Raw genomic sequence first — 20,063 nt, 5'->3', positions numbered from 1 at the left:
GGCAACGGTTTGGTCAATATCGAAGCCAATGACATCATCCTGATGGCCAGTGGCAACATTGGTGAAGTTAACAACGACCTGGAGTTAGAAGCGCGTGACGCCAATGACGGTGTTCTCAAGCTGATGGCTGGCGACAATATCTATGTCTCCGAAGAAGGCAACATGTTGATCCATGATGTTACTTCGACAGGTGGGGTCGGCACTTCTGTTCGCCTGACCTCTGAAAACAACATGTTTGATGTTGATGATGATCAGACCTCGACCAACGCTGTTATCACCGGCCATAACATTGAAACGATTGCTGAATTCGGCCTGATCGGTAGCCTTGCACAGAATGTGCGGATCAACACAACCGGTGGTCTCCTTGATGCATCAGCGTTGCGCGGCAACATCAGACTGGTCGAAGTATCTGTTGACGGTGGCAATGCAGGCGATGACCTGAGCATCAACCAAGTCGGCACAGGTGACGGCTTTACGGCATTTATCACCTCCACCGCTGGTCGTATCCTGAACGGTGCGGCACTTGGTCTGTCCAACGTTACGGGCGGGCGCGCGTTCCTTGTTGCCAACAAAGATATCGGCGCAAGCGACAAGCGCCTGTTTACGACGATCGGCTCGATCCAATCTGTTTCGACCACCGGGTCCACCTATGTCTATAACGACGGTGCGCTAGAAGCCGTGACCGAGAACACTGACCCGGCAATGCAAGCTGGCGGCAGTATCTTTGTCACAGCGACAAGCCCGATCACAGTCACATCGAACATCGTCGCGACCTCTGGCAACATCAACATTGTGGCCAATGAAAGCTCGGACGCTGAATATGCCGCTGACCTGAATGCCGCTGTGATCGCAGCACGGCCAGCGAACTATGGCAGCTTGACAGCGCAAGAGCAGGCCGACATTGACGCGGCAAGTGCAGCGGCCTTCCCATCGGAAGATGACTATGACAGCGTGACAGTGGCGGCTGGCGTGACAGTTGCGGCGACTGCAGGCAGCATCAACATCTGGGCTGGCGATCATGCTGTTATCGAAGACACAGCGCTCCTCGTTGCGAACCTTGATGTCAACATCTTCACGGATGTGGCGACAAATGCAGCGAACTCTGACGGATCAAGCAACCTGGATGGAACGACCCCGGTTGTCGTTGTGCAGGCAAACCGTGACGACCTTGATGGTGGTGACGTGACCGTGGCTGGTTCGATCAATGCTGGCCGCAACATTCAGATCAACACAGGCGCTGCCGGGCCACTTGACCTGGTGGCGGTCGAACAGCGTGACGTTGTGACCGTGACCGGTGCGCTGACGGCGGCCAGCCGTATCGACATCCTCACCGGTGGCGACAAAGACACTGTGATCCTGACCGATATGACAATGTCGGCCCCAATCATGCGGGTTGATGGCGAAGCGGGCGAAGACTTTATCCAGATCCGTGACGGCGGTGCTGTCACAGGTGCGCTGACCCTTGCAGGTGGCGTGGATTCCGACCGGATCGAAGTGATCCGTCTTGCGTCTCATGCGGCAGGCGACAGCCTGACGTTGGATGGCGGCGACGATGCTGATGAAATGATGATCCAGACTTGGGGTTCATCTGCTTACGCCGCAGCCGGTATCGACTATCGCATCGCGATTTCGAGCGCGACCGATATCAGCCCAGCCAATGGGGTCGATAACCTCGAAATCCTGGGCGTCGATGATGAAGACAACGGCGATATCTTCCTGAGCCGTGCAAATTTCGCGGCCCTGCTGCACGGCACCGAAAATCAGATCATCGGCACCGAAGCCGGACGTCCGGTCACGGTTGAACGGATTGACTATGACCGTAGCCTGAACGGTCGTCTGACCCTCGCAGGTTTGGCGGGTGACGATGTGTTCATCTCTGACGACAACGGCACCATCATGACGATGGACGGTGGTCTGGGTGATGACCGCTTCCAGTTCGGCCAGATCTTTGGCTCGCGCCCTGTGGCTGGCGGCACCTACGAAAACGATGCCGGTCAGATCGTGTCCAATGGCATTGCCCCGGGCGATACTATCGCCACGCTGCAGACCACGCGCGGCTTCCTGTCCAATGGTGCAACCTTTGCGGTCACCGCATTTGGTGGCGAAGGCGCCGACCAGTTCACCGTTTACGCCAACCGTGGCGAGGTCCGTCTTGAAGGTGAGGACGGTAACGACCAGTTTGTCGTCCGTGCCTTCCTGCTTGAAACCGATGTTGATGGCGACGCGGGCCAAGGTGACGTCAAGTTGCTGGCCGGTGCTGGCGATGACAGCATCGAATACAACATCAACGCTCCGGTAGATATTGATGGTGGCGCGGGCTTCGACTCGGTCATCGCGATTGGTACCGAAGGAGATGATACATTCGTGATTACAGAGGATGGCGTCTTTGGCGCGGGTCTGAACATCACAATCAGCAACACCGAAGAATCTATCGAAGTTGATGGTCTTGAAGGTGATGATACGTTCTACATCCAATCTACGGCCTCTGGCACCGTCACAAACGTGATCGGTGGTCTGGGGTCTGATACGTTCAACGTCACGGGTGATGTGAATGGTCAGGTCTTTGCGGCTGATCTTGCCGGGCGGTCTGCAGGTGTAAACCACCGCGCGGATAGCAATGATGTTGACTACACCACCACATTGTTGGGCGGTTTGACAGCGACTGTTGCGGATGCTGAACAAGGTGCCGTTGTCATCAAACCAACGGGCAGTGGCACCACCCTTGCCGAAGGTGGTTTGCTGGACAGCTATACCGTCGAAATGGCGGCTGATGCAGCGCCCACCGATGGCAGCAGCGTCTTCATCACGATTTCGGCCGGTATCGCATCGCGGCAGGACCGCCGCCTTGACGTGCCAACAATGGCAGACGGCACTGTGCTGACGCTGAGCGGGAACACGATTACCCGCGATAGCGGCACGTGGGGCGCTGATGACTTTGGCGACTGGCAGGGCATCACGCTCACGGGTGCTGGCGATAACTCGGGCGACTACAACATCGTGTCGATTTCCGCTGATGGTCTAACGCTCACAATCGATGGGACATTCGTCGATAACGTTAATGCACCAACGGGCGAAGTGCTGACAGCCAGCGTGTCCGGTCAGATCGCTGCAACGGTTGAGATGAGCACCGATGGCACCACCTTTACCAACGGTATTGTGCTTGAGTTCAATGCTGCGAATTGGGGTGATGCGCAAACAGTGCAGCTTCGTGCGATTGATGATGCTGCCGAAGAAGGCGCACGGATTGTTCAGATCAGTCACGCGGTTGACAGTACGAACGATGACTACAATGGCACCAAAGTGACCAATCTTGTGGTCAACGTGGAAGACAACGATCTGCTTACGGTCAAGCTGACCGAAAGTGGGCCAGATACCTTTGTCCATGAAGGTGGGGATATCGAAATACCGAATCCCGACTATGACGAAAACGATACGTCACCCACAGCTGAACCAGAATTCCTGACCGTGAACACGGCGATCACGGATACCTACGAAGTTGTTCTTACTCGTCAACCAGCGGACAATGAGACCGTCACGGTTGCGCTGAGCGATGACAGCAACTCGGACGACCTGATCTTTATGGTCGGTGGTTCAGTGATCTCGGAACTGGTCTTTGACTCTGACACCTGGGATACGCCGGTCACCGTGACGGTGATGGCCAACACTGGTGGCGACAATGGCATCGAAAATGGCGAGCGCGTGATCGTTTCCCATACGGTGACATCTGAACTGACGGCCCCAACAGCCGGTCAGGTTGGCATCTACGCCGATGCGTCGGTGGCCGAATTGCGGGTTGAAGTCTCTGACGGTGACACAGCTGGTCTGATCGTCCGCGAAAGCGACGGCGAGACAATCATCGTGGATGCGCCTGGCGAAACGGACACTTACACATTGCGCCTGTCAAAGGCACCAACGGATCCTGTCACAATCAATATCATTGATGATGGGCAGAACCGTGTTGTTCCAGATGGCGATCGTGTGACCGAAAACGTGTTGATCAACAACGCGTCGATCCCGCTGACCTTTGTCAACAACCCAGAGGGCCCCGATACAATCGTGCGGACAGACGGTGGCAACTTCCTGACCGACGGCTTCGTTTCTGGCACTGTGATGGATATCACCGGCACGGCCAGCAATAACGCCCCATTTGGTATTGGCGAAATCTCGGAGGATGGGACCACGATCACGCTGTCTGCTGGACAGGAAGTGGTTGCTGAAACAGTGACCGCAAACGTCACGGTCATTGTGGCACAGGTCACATTCACGGCTGAAAACTGGTTCGAAGACGTAACGATCACGCTTGAAGCGGATACGGGCTTTACCCCAACCGCGCTTGATCGTGTCACCAAAACGTTCCCGATCCAGTCGCACACAACATCGCGCATTAACGGCCCGCTGATCATCGATGGCGGACCAACGACAGGCCGTGAGATTCAGGCTGCGATTATGCTGGCGACAGAAAGTGATCCGGGCCCAATCGGCCTGACCGTTGCAACCGATGAGGCCGAACAGAACGACCGGATCAATATCTTCAACGACTCCTCCGTTCTGGATGACAACGGGCGTATGTATAACATCGTTGATACGGACACAGGTGTGACCCGGACACAGATCGACGGTCTTGGCTTTGGCACGGGCGTGGTCTCAATTCCACAAGGTGACGGCCTTGATGATCTGGTGTTCAACAAAGGTATATCGATCGCGACTGTCGAAATTATCGAGGTCATGCTGGGTCAGGGCGACGATACATTTGATATCAATGGAACCAACGTCAGCTCTGACTATAACAACACTGGTGACGGCGTGGTGAACCTGCCGATCACACTGATCCACGGCGGCGGCGGGGCTGACACAATCACCGTGAACGAGCTGTCCATCGGTGACGATGGCGCGCGTACGCTGCTTGCGATCTATGGTGACACTGATGCCGATGGGCGCCGCTACAACTTTGAAGGTGGTATGCCAAACGGCAATGCGTTCAACTTTGATGCGGTTGGTTCGCCAGAAACGCATGGCGATATCATTAATGCGTCAGGCGCTGGGCTGGACGCTGACGATCTGGGTGTTGTGATCTACGGCGGTATTGGCAATGACATCATCACCGGTTCCGGTGGGCGCGATCACATCGCTGGTGGCGGCGGCAATGATAACATTGCTGCGGGCGGTGGCGACGATATCGTTTATGGTGACAATGGCTTTAGCATTGACCTGCCAACGCGCGATCTGATCGAGGTCAGCTTTGTCAACGATACCCCCCAATACCTGAGCGCCGATACGCGCCTTGGTGGCCGTGACACGATCACGGGCGGCGGTGGCCGCGACGTGATCTTCGGTGACCACGGTCTTGTCTGGCAGGTGCCGGGAACGAACCGGATCACATCGACAGCCGACTTTGCGCGCATCGAAAGCACAGAATTTGGTGCTGGTGACAACGACATGCTGAGCGGCAACGCAGGTGATGACATCATCATCGGCGGTGCGGGTGCAGATAACGTGAACCTTGGCGGCGGCAACAACATCGGCTTTGGTGACAACGGTCTGATCGACTGGACCATGTTTGACGGCGACAACAGCTCGATTGATCTGATCCAGACAGTTGCAGCTGTTGTTGGTGGTGCCGATACGATCACGGCAGGGGGCGGGAACGACGTTGCTCTGGGTGGTCAGGGTGTTGACACGATCAACCTTGGTGCAGGCACGAATGTTATCATCGGTGATGCGGGCCGGATCACGGGCTATGGCTCGGGTGCCGGGCTGGATACGCTAGAACTGACGCTGAACACGATCACCAGCACTGATCCTACGGTAGGCGGTGGCGATATCATCACTGCGAATGCAGGTAGCGACTACATTGTTGGCGGCACAGGCGATGATCAGATCACGGCAACAGACGGCAGCTTGGCACCTGATGTGATCTTTGGTGATCACGCCCAGATCAAGTTCCGGGTTGCTGTTGCGGGCGATACTATTCCTGTGGTGCTCGCTGCGCGCTCCGCATTCATCACGTTGGGTGGCAACGACACGATAGAAACCACGGCCGGTGGCGACATCGTCGTAGGTGGCGTCGGGACAGATCTGATCAGCGGGGCCGGTGGCAACGACATCATCTTTGGTGACAATGGCCTGATAAGCGGCTTTGCTGATGCACCAGTTGGTGCTGCACTGATCAGCCTTGCGCTGGCGCAAAGCATGGCCTCGACAATCGGGGCGCGCGATGAAATCCAAATCGGCGCGGGCGCGGCTATCGTCTTTGCTGGCGCAGGCAACGACCTGATCGACACCGCGACCGGTGGTACGGTCGATGCGGCCGATATCCTCTTTGGTGACCACGGGCGTGCGCGCTTTGCGGTGCCAGATGCAGGGACGACCCAGCCAATCGCGATCTTGATTGAAAGCACCAACACCACTGATGGCGACGACGACGTTATTACATCGGGCAGTGGCGCTGACATCGTGATCGGCGGCTTTGGCATCGACACGCTGACTGGTGGCGATGGGGATAACATCGTCTTCGGTGATCATGGACGCCTGATTGGTACGCAAGATGCGGCATTGGCAGAGGATGGTCGTCCGATCAGCCTTGTGAGCCTGACAACGATCGATCCGACAATTGGCGACGATGATATCATCAACACCGGTCTTGGGCGCGATATCGTGCTCGGCGGTGCTGGCAGCGATGACATCAAAGCCAATGAAGGCGATGGTCCTGCTGTCTTTGATGCATCAAACATCATTGCGGGTGATCATGCCGAGATTACGTTCCATAACCCTGTCAGCGGCACAAACTTCCCATCATTGGTGCGGTCGATTGACTCGCTTGAGGGCGGCAACGACACCATCCAATCGGGTGCTGGCAACGATCTGATCATTGGCGGTACAGCCAGCGATGTGATCTACGCTTTGGGTGGCGAAGACCTCATTGCCGGTGATCATCTGGAAGTGACAGGTACGATTGACCTCGACACGCTGCCGCTGAGCGATCCGGGTGCGGATAATATCCAGGCGCTCTCAATCGGGACGGGCGTTGCTGATGGCGGCGCGGCGGATACCATCTTTGGTGGCGCAGGCGATGACCTGATCATGGGCCAGCAAGGGGCTGACACCATCTTTGGCGGTCAGGGCGATGACGATATCATCGGTGGTCACAACGTGGCCGGTGGTGCTGACGAGGGCGACGCCCTTGACGGCGGCGCAGGCGACGATGTGGTTCTTGGCGACAACGGCACGATCTATCGAACCGAAACGCTGATCGACAACAGAATGCGTGTGTTGGAAGGCTCTACGATCTACGGCACGAACGTGCATGCAGATCAGGGCGCAGTGGATGATGGTCAGCTTCTGGTGACGGATCAGGCGCAAGCAAATGTTGACGGCACAACCCAACGCGCAATCACACTGTTTGACCACGTTGTTGGCGCCGCACCCACGGTCTTTGGTGCCGACTACATCGCTGGTGGTTCCGAGGACGACATGATCTTCGGCCAACTGGGCGACGATGTGATCCAGGGTGATGGCAGTATCGACTTTAACCAAGACGGCATTGCGGATGTGTTCCAGGATGCGGCTGTAGGTGCAGGTCGTGATGGCGATGGTCTGTTGGTCATCAACGCCTCGATTGAAGACTACAATGGTGTGGGCCGTGACGGCGATGACTACATCGAAGGTAACGCCGGTGCAGATGTTGTGTTCGGTAACCTTGGCCGGGACGATATCATTGGTGGCTCCTCTGATGGTTATGGTCTGGTGACGCGCGAAATGCGCTTTGACGGCAAGGACATGCTGTTTGGTGGTGCAGGCACAGACGTGGGCCGCAACGAACTGGGCGACGATAGCCCTGAGGCTTACGGGCGCGACAACGACACCATCGCCGGTGACAACGCCAATATCTACCGGCTTGTCGGCATCAACGGCGTGTCGTCAGGTGCCTACCTGACCTTCGCCTACGATACCTATGGCGACGTGAAGATTGTACCGCGTGGTGTTGAGTTGCTTGACTACACCGAGGGTGGTGTTGACCTTGACCCGATCTCTGCCGCAACCGACCAAGGTGGCGCAGATGAGGTGCATGGTGAAGGTGGTGACGATACCATCTATGGCCAGTTGGGTGACGATATCCTGTTTGGTGATGCACAAAGCGATGACATCATCGGCGGTACTGGCAATGACTGGATTTCTGGTGGTACCGGGGTTGATGGTGTGATCGGCGACGATGGCCGCATCATGACAAGCCGGAATTCGACAGAAACCGGCGAGTCGCTTTATGGTATCGATGCGCTTGATGCGGTTGATGTGCTGTTGATCGCGGAAGGCCAGGAAGCGCTGCGGACGGTCGTGGATCGCGACGGCCTGCTGGTGAAATCAGTGAACCTGACACCGTTCTCGACCAACCCGGATGATCCAAACGATCAATACTGGAAGGCCACTGATGCGTCCGACATCATCTTTGGTGGCTGGGGCTCTGACTTCTTGCATGGTGGCGTTGGCTCTGATGCGATCTCAGGTGCAGAAGCACTGCCTGTCGAAGCACGTCCACAGGACTTGTTTGGGAACATCATCAGCTTTGACACGCCGTTTAACCCCGGCAACACGGCTGCTGTAAATGAAACCGAGTTTGCAGGTGCAGTATCTCCGGCCGTCCATCTTGTCTATCTGCCACTGCTCGACCTCGGAGAGCCACGGGGCGTGATCTCTTTCAACGCTGACAACGAAGTTACACTGGAAGCTGGCAATAATCCGTTCTTCCTCAACTTCGATCATACCGAAGGGCAGGTAGATGCACGTTCTGAAAATGGGCTGGTATCAGACGGTGATGACCGGATCTTCGGCTCCATCGGCCATGACATCCTGTTTGGCGGTACTGGACGCGACTCGATCTACGGTGGCTACGGTAATGACCTGATCAGCGCCGATGACAAGCTGGACAGTGGCGGTATTGATGATCCGCTGACACTGGATATTGACGAATCCACTTTGCTGGGACTCAACAATGTTCCAGACGATGACATCAGCTATGAGGACTTCGTCTTTGGTGGCGCTGGCCGTGACTTTATGATTGCCAACACATCTGGTGATCGTCTGGTCGACTGGAACGGTGACTTTAACGAATACTTCGTCCCTTACCGGAACGCGGGTGTGCCAACAGTTATCAACTCATTCAACACTGCGTTGGAAACCTACATTATCCGTGTTGCTACTGCTGATGGGGTCGATCAAACACGGGCTGCTGACGTTGATCCAATCCTGACGGCAGATGGCACGCCGCTTTCTACGGCGGGCGAGCCTTATGGCGAGCTGGGTCTGATCAACAACAACATCGACAACCCAGTAAACCTTGCCGAGTTCAGCAAACAAACTGCGGCTGGCATTCTGGCAGGTCGTGGTACGGTTGATGATGGTGTCATCCTGACACCGGATCTGATCCCTGACGGTGACCAATTGGCCAACAGCCCGCTCGATGATTACGGCTATACACCGCAGCTTGCCGCAGTAACCGGTCTTTACGATACTGATGCAACCATGATTGACACGCCAATCACCGCTGACACAGGTGCAAACCGCCCAGACGCTGATCTGATCACATCGTTCTCGGGCACAGTTGGTATCGTGGTGGGTGGCGATGGCCAAGCAACGATCGGCGGGATCAACATTGGTGGCGAGGCACTGAGCTACATCTACAATGAAGCGACTGGTGAGTTCGAACAGGCAGCCACCAGACCTACGCAAGTCTCTGGCACCAACACTGTGCTTGAACTCTTTGATACTGACGGTGAACTCTTCGCCTATGTAGACGAAGCTGGCGGTGTCTGGATTGTAGATGATATCAACGACAATCCAAATGGCCAGCGTGACCGGTCAGAGCCAGCGGCACCAGAAGAAGATCTGATCGAAGACGATTGGTTGTTGGAAGCAACGGTTGTATCCAACGGGGCTGCCGCGGTAGCTTTACCATTCCGCACAACGCGGAATTGACCAACAAACAAGGTGGATCAGGCTTATGGCCGACGACAAAACGAACCAGGGCGGGATGAACCCCGCCCTTGAACCGGGGCAGCACCGGTCTGCGATCAATTGGGACGACGCCAATATGGCGACCAGTTTCGCCAATGTAGTGAATATCCAAGGCACGCGTGAACAGGTCGAGTTGTTCTTTGGCACGCACCGGTCCTGGAACCTTGCCAAAGAAGGTGACGTCAGGGTCGATTTGACGAACCGGGTTATCCTGACGCCTTATGCCGCCAAGCGGCTGAATACGATTCTGACCAATGTGCTGTCAGAATACGAAGCGCGCCATGGTGTACTCAAAACGGACGATCAAAAATGACAGCTGAAAATCAGGAAAACCTGATTCTGAAGCAATCCGAAGAAACCAAAGTCGCGGCCGTTCCAACGGGAAATGCTGGCCTTTGGCGGGATCTGTCCGACCGAAGCGATCTTGGCAAACAAGCCCAAAGCTGGGCCGCGCTGATGCATGCGCAACTGGACGAAAATGCATCCACCAATCCGGTTGCCGTTTTTGCGTTCCGCTATGACCTGCCATCACGACAACTGACGCCCATTGGGGGGCACCCAAAGAACCGTGTGGGTTCGGCATTGGCGATTGATGCGGCCCAATCGGCTGTCGACAATGGGCGGCCTGTGGCACGCGGCGAGATGCCGGGCAACGAAAGCCAGCCGCTGATGCAACCGATGGCCGCCGCGGCGCCATTGATGGTCAAGGATGTGCCCGTCGGGGTGGTTGTTGTGGAAATGCGCCCCAATACCCAAACTGATATGCGATGGGCGATGCGGCGGCTGCAATGGAGTGCGGCATGGCTGCGCGATACAATGCGCGCAGAAGAAAGCCAGCGCGAAGAAACCCGCTATACCGCCGCCGTTGAGGCACTGAATACGATTATCGTCGTCGCCGAACGCGAAGACTTCATGACCGCAGCTAGCGCCACCGTAACCGATCTGGCAACCCGCTTTGATTGTGATCGCGTCGCGCTTGGTTTGCGGCGGTTTCGACGCACCAAGGTCAGGGCAATCTCGCACTCTGCACAATTCTCAAAACGAATGGAGCTGGTCGCCCGGTTGAACGCGGCAATGGATGAAGCGGTCGACCAGCGCGCCGCCGTCCTATGGCCTGACGACAACACAGAAGAGGTGTTTGCAACGCATGCGGCCGCTGCATTGGCGCGTGAACATGGGGCAGGCCACATCTATACTGTGCCGCTTTATTCCAACGGAAAATTCATCGGCGCGCTGACATTCGAACGACCCAGCGACAAACCCTTCGATGAACGTCAGCTCGACGTGCTTGAGGCCGTCAGTACGGTGCTCGCGCCCATTCTGGATGAGAAGCGGCGCAATGACCGCTGGCTTATCACAAAAATCGCAGAAAGCGGTTTGGTTCAGCTCAAGCGGCTTCTTGGCCCCGCGCATTTGATCCGCAAGCTTTTCGTGGCCTGCGTGATTGGATTGGTAATTTTCTTCTGGTTCGCGCGAGCAAACTACGAAGTCAGCGCCGAAGCCCGCGTTGTTGGCACGATCGAACGGTCAGTTGTGCCCGGTTTTGACGGGTTTATCGCGACAGCACCGGTACGTGCCGGTGATGAGGTGGCCCAAGGCGATTTGCTTGTGCAACTTGACGACCGCGATTTGACCTTGGAGCGCCTACGCCTTGTAACGCAGCGCCAACGCCAACAGATCGAATTTGACCGCGCCGTTGCGGCCCGGGATCGGGCCGAAATCAACATTCGGCAGACCTTAATTGACCAAGCCGATGCCGAAATCGGGCTGTTGGACGAACAAATCAGGCGCACACGGCTTCAAGCGCCCTTCGACGGACTGGTTGTTTCGGGTGATCTTAGCCAATCTATCGGCTCGGCCGTCTCGCGCGGGGAAACACTGCTGACCATCGCGCCTGCTGATGCTTATCGCGTGATACTGCAGGTCGATGAACGCCAAATCGCGGATCTTCAACCCGGCCAGAGCGGCGCTTTGCGCGTCACGGCCTTGCCGGACCAGACCTTCACCATTGCAGTTGAAAAGATCACGCCCGTAGCGACCTACGCCGAAGGTGCCACAACCTTCGAAGTCGAGGCGCTTTTCGCCGGTGATGTCATCGCATTGCGCCCCGGTATGCAGGGGGCGGCACGGATCGAAGTTGATGAACGCCGCCTGATTGCGATCTGGACCAAACCCCTATTGGATTGGGCACGGATCACCTTGTGGCGCTGGATGCCGGTCTAGGACGGCAACAGCATGGTACGCGCGCTTCTTTCATCAGATTGGTACCGGGTCGCTCCGCTCAAACCGCGCTTGCGTGGTCATGTTGAGGTGCACCGTCAGCGGTTTCGCGGCGCCACATGGTTCGTGTTGCAAGACCTGCACAGTGGCAAATATCACCGGATCACGCCCGCAGCGAACTATATTCTGGCGCTCATGAACGGGCATCGGACGATGCATGAAATCTGGGAAGCCGCCTGTCGCCGCTTCGAAGACGACCCGCCCACCCAATCCGAAACCATCAAACTGATGAGCCAATTGCACCGCTCGGACCTGATCGCCAGCGACCTGCCCCCCGACATGGAGGAAATTGGCCGCCGTCATACCAAACAGGAACGGCAAACGATGATCGCCCGGATCAAAAACCCGATGGCGCTGCGTCTGCCATTGTTTGATCCTGACAAGTTTCTTGGTGCAACGGTTGGGTTGGTGCGTTTCTTGTTCACGCCATTTGGTTTCGCATTGTGGTGTGCCGTCGTTGGTGCCGGGGTCGTGTTGGCGATCTTAAGTTGGCAGCAGCTGACCGAGGGTTTCACCGATCAGGTACTTGCCGCGGAAAACCTGCTGCTGATTGCGCTTGCCTACCCGTTGGTGAAGGCCCTGCATGAACTTGGGCACGGCTATGCTACGAAAGTATGGGGTGGCGAAGTGCACGAAATCGGGGTCATGTTCCTTGTCTTCATCCCGGTGCCTTACGTCGATGCGTCTGCTTCCGCGGCATTTGACAGCAAATGGCGGCGTGCCGTTGTTGGTGGTGCCGGGATCATGGTGGAAACAGCGCTGGCCGCACTTGCGTTGATCGTATGGCTGAACGCAGAGCCGGGGCTTGTGCGCGCCTTTGCCTTTAACGTGATGCTGATCGGTGGGGTTTCGACCCTTCTTTTCAACGGCAACCCACTGTTGCGTTTTGACGGCTATTTTGTGTTCTCCGATCTGATCGAGATCCCCAATTTGGGCCAACGGTCCAACGCGTACATCTTCTATCTTATCCGAACTTACCTGTTTCGGGTTAAGGATGTCCCTGATGGTGTGACCGCGAAGGGAGAGCGGAAGTGGCTGTTTTTCTACGCCATTGCTGCTTTCATCTACCGGATATTCATCAGCTTCGCGATTGCGCTGTTTGTAGCTTCGAAGTTCTTCTTTATCGGCATTCTGCTGGCAGGATGGGCGCTGTTTAACACCTTCATTCAGCCGACGCTGAAGGGGATCAAATACATGATCACCAGCCCCGAACTTCGCCAGAAGCGGGGCAAGGCAATAGGATTGGTTGGTGCGACCTTTGCTGGTGTCGCCGCACTTCTTTTCAGCCTGCCCGCCCCCTACGCCACTGTGGCGCATGGGGTTGTCTGGCTGGATCAGAACGCAATTATCCGGGCAGGCACCGATGGCTTTGTAGACAGTGTTGATGCACCCGCCGAACAGCGGTTGGCCGCAGGTCATCCCGTCGTCAACCTTCAGGACCCGATCCTTGATAACCGCATTGCCATCCTTGAAAGCCAGCTGCGCGAAGCGCAATTGCGGTTGCGCGCCATCCTTCTTGTCGATCAAGTGCAGGCCCAATTGCTGCGTGACCGTGTGTTGCTGCTTGAGGACCAGCTCAACAGCCTTAAACAGCGGCGCGATGACCTCATCGTGCAAATCAGAACAGAGGGTAGCCCCGTCATCCCATCCGCCGAAAACCTGACTGGGCAACTGATCAAGCAAGGCGAAGTGCTGGGCTATATGATTGGGGGCGATGATATGCGTCTGCGTGTTGCGATCCCGCAGGGCCAGGCCGAGGTGGTGCGCAGCCGGACCGATGATGTGCAAATCATGTTCCTTGATGACATAGGCACATCTGTTCCCGGTCGTCTTGTCATTGAGGTCCCGCAATCGCAGGACACAATCCCCTCACTGGCGCTTTCGACCGAGGCGGGTGGTGACATCGTCCTGAACCCGGCAGGTGCGACAGAACTCTCGACACTCCAGAGCGTCTTCCAATTTGAGATTGCGACCAAGTATCCGATGCCCGTCACCCATGTTGGTGCGCGCGCTTTGGTCAAGTTTGATCATGGTGTCGAACCGATTGGTTACCGTCTCTATCGCAGCATCCGGCAGTTGTTCCTGCGGCAGTTCCGTGTCTGATTTTTCATCACAAAGCCCTGTGCGCCGCATGCGCCTGCCCCGGATCGTTGATTATTCCGAGGCACCGGACCGTGAAGAAACCGAACTTGATCGTGCATGGGCATGGGTACAGGGGGCCTATGTGTCGCAGGGTGCGCGGTGGCGGGCGTTGCGGTTACGGCCGATCCTTTGGGCTGTGCGCTGGCATCAACGCCGGTTTGCCAAAATGTCTGATGAAGAACTGCGCGCCAGCGTGCGCGGCGTCCGTATCAGGTTGCGACAGCGCCTGCGCAATCAAGATCTGCCGACATGGGCGGTAAGCGAAGCCTTCGCCCTGATCCGCGAAGCCTCGACCCGTGTTTTGAAAATGCGGCACTACAACGTTCAGATACTCGGGGCGTGGTCGATGCTGCGCGGTCAAATCGGCGAGATGCGCACAGGCGAGGGCAAGACACTTTGCGCAACACTCGCTGTTGCAACCATCGCGCTTTCCGGGCGGCAGGTTCATGTGATGACGGTGAACGACTACCTTGCTGAGCGGGATTCCGAGGAAACCGGCCCGCTCTACGATTTTTTGGGTCTTACACGAGCCACCGTGCTGGAAGGTCAAGACGGCCCGACCCGTCAAATGGCCTACATGCAGGAAATCGTCTATGGCACGAACAAAGAACTCGCCTTTGACTATCTACGCGATCGGGCCATTCTACGGCGTGCGCCCGGCAATCTGCGGCGCAAGGTTGACAAACTGATTCCCGGGGGTGGGCCAACCGAACCTCTGCGCATGCAGGGCTTGCCATTTGCAATCATCGACGAAGCCGACAGTGTGCTGATCGATGAAGCGCGCACGCCGTTGATCATCTCGGGAGCTGGCGCGCTTGAGGGTGGTATCCCCGAAGATGTTTTTGTTGCTTAAGCATGGACGCTGCCAAAAACATGATCGAAGGGCGGCACTACAAACTTCCCCGTGGGGTCAAGCGCGTCGAAATCCTTGAAGCGGGGTATGACTATCTGGAGGACCTGACCGAAGGCAAGATGGATACGTTTTCCATTCCCGTGATCCGGGATCACGCCGTGCAGCAAGCGCTGAATGCACTGCATCTTTTCAACCTGGGTGATGCCTATATCGTAAAAGACGACAAGGTGCAGATTGTTGATGAAAACACCGGACGGACGATGCCTGATAGAACGTGGTCGGATGGGTTGCACCAGATGGTCGAGCTGAAAGAAGGGCTTGAGATTTCGCCGACCAATGAAACCCTATCGCGGATGACCTATCAGCGTTTTTTCAGGCGCTATAATCGGATTGGCGGGATGACGGGCACAGCGCAGGACGCCGCGTGGGAGCTTTGGACAGTCTACAAGCTGGCCGTTGTGAAAATCCCAACCAACAAGCCCGATATCCGACGCAAAGCACCAGACCGCGTGTTCCGGACGGCAAACGCCAAATGGCGCGCAATTACGAAACGGGTAACCAAGTTACATGCAGCAGGCAAGCCCGTGCTGATCGGCACACGGTCTATTCTTGCGTCACAGGAAGCCAGCAAATGGCTGACCGAAGCGGGGCTGGCGCATATGACATTGTCAGCCGACCAGGACGCCAACGAAGCAGAAATCGTCGGGCGGGCGGGACAACCCGGGCAAATCACCGTGGCCACCAATATGGCGGGGCGGGGCACTGACATCAAACTTGGCAAGGGCGTTGCAGACAACGGCGGATTGACCGTGATCCTGACTGAAAGACATGACAGCCGCCGCGTTGACCGACAGCTGGAGGGGCGTTGTGGTCGACAGGGCGAACCCGGTCGGATTGAGGCCTATCTTAGCCTCGAAGACGATCTGATGCAGGGGCCGGACGCTGCCCGCGCGCGCCGCTTAGCCTATATCGTGTCCTTCATTTTGGGCACCCGCGCTATTGGCCGCTTTATCCGCGACAGGCAACGTAAAACTGAATCCGCCCATTCCCAAATGCGCCGTGATCTGATGAACCAAGACCGGAACCTTGGGGATCTCATGGCGTTTTCCGGGCAGCTTGAATAAGATGTCCATAGGGCTGAATTTTTTGGAGACATCCATGCGACCTGCTTTCTTGTTTGTGACTGCGGTATTTTGTGCCACCGCTTCTTTTGGGCAAGCACAGACCCTTTCCGAAGAAGCATTCGACTGCGTCATGGACCCTGCCGATATCATCGAGGTGGGCGCGCCTGTCGCCAACTTGCTCGAAGATGTGACTATGCGGCGCGGAATGACGGTCAGCAAAGGCCAGGTCATTGCGCAACTCGAAAGCAGCGTGGAACGCGCGACGATCGGTCTTTTGGAAACCCGCGCGAACAATGATGTTGCCATTCAGGCCCAAACAGCACGGCGCGATCTTATCCAGATTCAGCAAGAACGGATCAAAACGCTCGTCGAACGCAACGTGGCATCAGCCGACCAACTGCAGGAAGTCGATGCAGAACTTGTCACGGCTGATGCGCTTTTGGCGCAAGCCATTCTGGACAAGGAAATCGCGGGTCAGGAATTGGCACGCGCACAACAGCAACTGGAACAACGAACGATCAAAAGCCCGATTGACGGGGTCATCCTGACCAAGAACCTCTCGGCCGGGGAGTTCGTCGCATCAAACGGCACGATCGTTTCCATCGTCCAGCTTGACCCGCTGCTGATCGAGGCGTTCCTGCCGGTTGAGCTTTACCCCCAAATCTCAAACGGTCAGATCGCAACCATCGCCCCTGCCGCGCCGATTACCAACAGTTTTCAGGCGACAGTTATTGCCTTCGATCAGGTCTTTGATGCGGCTTCGGGTACTTTCGGTGTCGCGCTGGAACTTCCCAATCCGGGCGGTGCTCTGCCAGCTGGGCACCGCTGCATCCTCACCTTTCCGACCGCAGGCTAATATGAGCGTCTCGGATCTGCTCTCGGTGACCGCAGAACTGGATGCGCCGCGTATATTCGAACGCTCAATCAAGTTAAGCGATGGACATCTGGCCGAGGACCGGGGGCTTGTCAGCATGGACAAACGCGCGCTTTACCCCGGACCGCGCAATACGTTGATTGAGGTTTGCGCGGCTCTTGGCTGCCCGGACAGTAGCGCATTGCACCCACATCTGAAGCAAGCGAGCGCCGTACATTTTGGAGCCGACGGTGACATCGGAAAATGCTATCTGGAGTTCCCACCAGATGCGGCCCCCATGCCCCATCTGGTGTTTCTTGCGATCAAATGGCGTGGAGATGACGTGCGGCTTAATCACTATACGGGCATCGCCCACAAGCCGCATTCTGACAAGAAGGCACTGGTCGATAGCCTGATCCCGGATGGACCCGTTCAAACGACCACCCATGCGTGCCTCAGCCTTGCACGCGACGGCGATCCAGATAACGAAGCCGTTGTTTTGCATGTCACCGAAGCAGGTTCAGCCCGCGCGTCCATCGATATCTCGGTTGCAGATGCACAACGGTCGATATCTGATGCCGCCACTCTGCTGAACCCGCTTTTTGATGCTTTCGGATTGGACGGCAAAGCGTTTTTCAAGACCTCAGGGGCCGCACGCTTTGGCCATATCGCGGCTGGTTCAGACCGAAAAGGCGCGCCCTTTGCGACACTCTACTACGGGGCCAAAGAGCTATGACCAACTGGGACGCGAAAGCACGCGCGCAGTTCAGTCGGCCCAGTGACATGGCACTGGATTTTTGCCTCTGGCCTTACCAACGGCCAAGGCCCGCGGCTGATGACGCGCTGCGAACCTCTGCACTGCTGTACAAAAGCTTTGAGGTTGCCAACCTTGGGCCCGAAATGGGTGCGCTGACAAACGCTATCATGAACGCATGGGGGCGTTTCGCAACCGTTTGGGGGATGAAATGGGGCGACACCGGACCCAGTTGGGAGTTCTATTTCTACGACTACGAACGCGGCGACCGCAAATATGGCATTGCGGACTTTCTGAGCGCCACGAAGGGTCATCTCAGTTGCAACCTGACGCCCGACGACACGCTGCCCTATTTCATGTTTTCCGTAGAGATTGAACCACGCCACCTGACAGGGGTGCCCTTGGATCAAATCGACATCTACATGGGCAACCCGGGATCAACCGTGTCATCGGGCATCTGTTATGGGCTCACGAACGATGGCTATGAGATGCGCAACTTCTATTTTTCTTCAACGCGCTGCGCGAGGCCCAACAGATTCAGGACAAACTCACTGAATCTGTGCATCTACCTGTGGCGAAGGTGAACCTGCACGATCTGTTGTGGCCAGAAATGGAAGGCGTTGAAACCATCGTTGTCGCCAACAAGCAACTGCGCGATGGTCTGTATTTTTCGCGGATCAGAGCGGCACAACTGGGGCATTTCCTGAGAAAACTGCACTTTCCGCAGGACTTGCAGGATTTCCTTGCGGAACATCATGACGCATTGGACCATCACCTGTATGATGTAGGCTGGGACTTTGCATGTACCCCGAACGGTCAGGTCACGCCAACCAAAGGCAGCTTTTATGGACTCCTCTAAGCACGACCCACGTGCAGCAGTTGATGTGATAAAGTCCCCCGGTACGCGGGTTGGACTGACAACGCCTGTCGCACAGCTGGACCGCATCAAGGGGCTTAGCCTGCGCGACCATGAAAAATATGTCTCGTTGACGATGGAGTTCCGCTGCAACCTGAAATGCGTGCACTGCATGATCGAAGGCACGATGGACAGGCTCGCACCCACTTCAGATGCGACGCTGGAAAAAGTTTGCAAGGATCAATCCGACACCGGTCGCTGGGAAGGTCTCGTGCTGACGGGGTCGGAAATCACCCTGCGGCGCGACCTCCCCGAGATCGCCCAAAAGGCCAAGGCCGCCGGATTCAAGCACGTTCGCATTCAGACACATGGCATGCATCTGGGGCGCACGGATTATGCCGATAAGCTGGTTGATGCCGGTGTCGATGAATACTTTGTCTCTGTGGCCGGGTCTGACCGGGAAAGCCATGATCGCATCACACAGGTCAATGGCGCGTGGGACAAGATGATGCGCGGGATGGAGCATCTTGACCAGTATGACCATGTCAAACTGATCACCAACTCTGTCATCACGACCCAAAGCTACATGTTGCTGCCCGGCATGGTCGATGCGCTCGCACATCTCAAACGACTGGTGCAGATGGAGTTCTGGAACTTCTTTCCCATGGCCGAAGACGATCCGAAAGACCTTGCTGCACGGCACGGCGATATCCTGCCCTATCTTCGCGAAGCGATCGAGAAATGCCGAGCGACCGGTCGCTATGTTGAGGCAAAGAACTTTCCCGAATGCATGTTGGGTGAATTGGGCGATGCGTTGGTCAATGCACAGCCCACATTGCTGATCGACCCTGCTTTCTGGAATGAATTCGACCGAAACGGGTTTTATCAATGCCCCCATCAAGAAGCGTGCGGATCAACCGAGTGCCTCGGCCTGACAACGGCTTATATCGGCAAGTTTGGCGATGAAGCCGAGATGCTTAGTCCACTACCACCGCGTTAGCTGGTTTCGGTATCCAGAGCGACGGGCATCAGATGACTCCAACGCGACGTTAACCGCCCGCCAATGCTTCGGTCGTTGTCCGTCGCCCGCACACCTGCCCCACGCAGCCGCGATGTTTTGGTGGCGGGGGTGGTCTGAACGATCAGGGCCCTGCGTGCGGTACGGGCGAGGCAGCATTGATTTGCGCTTCTAG

11 protein-coding genes are annotated in these 20,063 nt (G+C 56.5%); all 11 read left to right on the top strand.

Translation table 11 applies throughout. From position 1 onward, the window contains the following. The first annotated feature begins 9 nt into the window (after nt 1–9). Genes QTO30_RS13600 through QTO30_RS13550 form a run of 11 tightly spaced genes read left to right on the top strand, consistent with a single transcriptional unit; the run spans nt 10 to nt 19,870 of the window. Nucleotides 10–9,969, top strand: a complete 9,960-nt coding sequence (locus QTO30_RS13600) for a hypothetical protein (RefSeq protein ID WP_340424637.1) — start codon at nt 10–12, stop codon at nt 9,967–9,969. A 25-nt stretch (nt 9,970–9,994) separates the two neighbouring features. Beyond that, nucleotides 9,995–10,321: a DUF3467 domain-containing protein gene (locus tag QTO30_RS13595; RefSeq protein ID WP_340424636.1), complete on the top strand. Its 327-nt coding sequence runs from the start codon at nt 9,995–9,997 to the stop codon at nt 10,319–10,321. Next, nucleotides 10,318–12,231 (top strand): efflux RND transporter periplasmic adaptor subunit, encoded by a 1,914-nt coding sequence (locus QTO30_RS13590; protein ID WP_340424635.1) that lies wholly within the window; start codon nt 10,318–10,320, stop codon nt 12,229–12,231. The genes QTO30_RS13595 and QTO30_RS13590 overlap by 4 nt, the downstream gene beginning before the upstream one ends. Before the next feature lie 12 nt (nt 12,232–12,243). Beyond that, a complete protein-coding gene (locus QTO30_RS13585) occupies nt 12,244–14,391 on the top strand; it encodes a PqqD family peptide modification chaperone (RefSeq protein WP_340424634.1) in 2,148 nt (715 codons plus the stop codon). Next, nucleotides 14,384–15,283 carry a hypothetical protein gene (locus QTO30_RS13580; protein WP_340424633.1) on the top strand — a complete coding sequence of 300 codons (900 nt, stop codon included), beginning with the start codon at nt 14,384–14,386 and terminating at the stop codon, nt 15,281–15,283. Before QTO30_RS13585 ends, QTO30_RS13580 begins: the two co-directional genes overlap by 8 nt. A gap of 2 nt (nt 15,284–15,285) precedes the next feature. Continuing rightward, nucleotides 15,286–16,407, top strand: a complete 1,122-nt coding sequence (locus tag QTO30_RS13575) for a preprotein translocase subunit SecA (protein ID WP_340424632.1) — start codon at nt 15,286–15,288, stop codon at nt 16,405–16,407. 34 nt (nt 16,408–16,441) lie between these two features. Further along, nucleotides 16,442–17,263, top strand: coding sequence for an efflux RND transporter periplasmic adaptor subunit (locus QTO30_RS13570; RefSeq protein ID WP_340424631.1), 822 nt, complete (start codon nt 16,442–16,444; stop codon nt 17,261–17,263). A 1-nt stretch (nt 17,264) separates the two neighbouring features. After that, entirely contained in the window at nt 17,265–17,996 is a 732-nt protein-coding gene (locus tag QTO30_RS13565) for a hypothetical protein (RefSeq protein WP_340424630.1), read from the top strand. Then, a complete protein-coding gene (locus tag QTO30_RS13560) occupies nt 17,993–18,598 on the top strand; it encodes a hypothetical protein (protein WP_340424629.1) in 606 nt (201 codons plus the stop codon). Before QTO30_RS13565 ends, QTO30_RS13560 begins: the two co-directional genes overlap by 4 nt. Further along, nucleotides 18,595–18,873 carry a hypothetical protein gene (locus tag QTO30_RS13555; protein ID WP_340424628.1) on the top strand — a complete coding sequence of 93 codons (279 nt, stop codon included), beginning with the start codon at nt 18,595–18,597 and terminating at the stop codon, nt 18,871–18,873. The genes QTO30_RS13560 and QTO30_RS13555 overlap by 4 nt, the downstream gene beginning before the upstream one ends. Further along, complete coding sequence (locus QTO30_RS13550) at nt 18,860–19,870, top strand: radical SAM protein (RefSeq protein WP_340424626.1); 1,011 nt, start codon at nt 18,860–18,862, stop codon at nt 19,868–19,870. Before QTO30_RS13555 ends, QTO30_RS13550 begins: the two co-directional genes overlap by 14 nt. The last annotated feature ends 193 nt before the right edge of the window (nt 19,871–20,063 follow it).

The organism is Yoonia sp. GPGPB17 (assembly GCF_037892195.1).
In the GTDB taxonomy this organism is placed as follows: Bacteria; Pseudomonadota; Alphaproteobacteria; order Rhodobacterales; family Rhodobacteraceae; genus Yoonia.
Note: the sequence above shows the minus strand (reverse complement) of the source record. Positions and strands in the feature narration are given on the sequence as shown.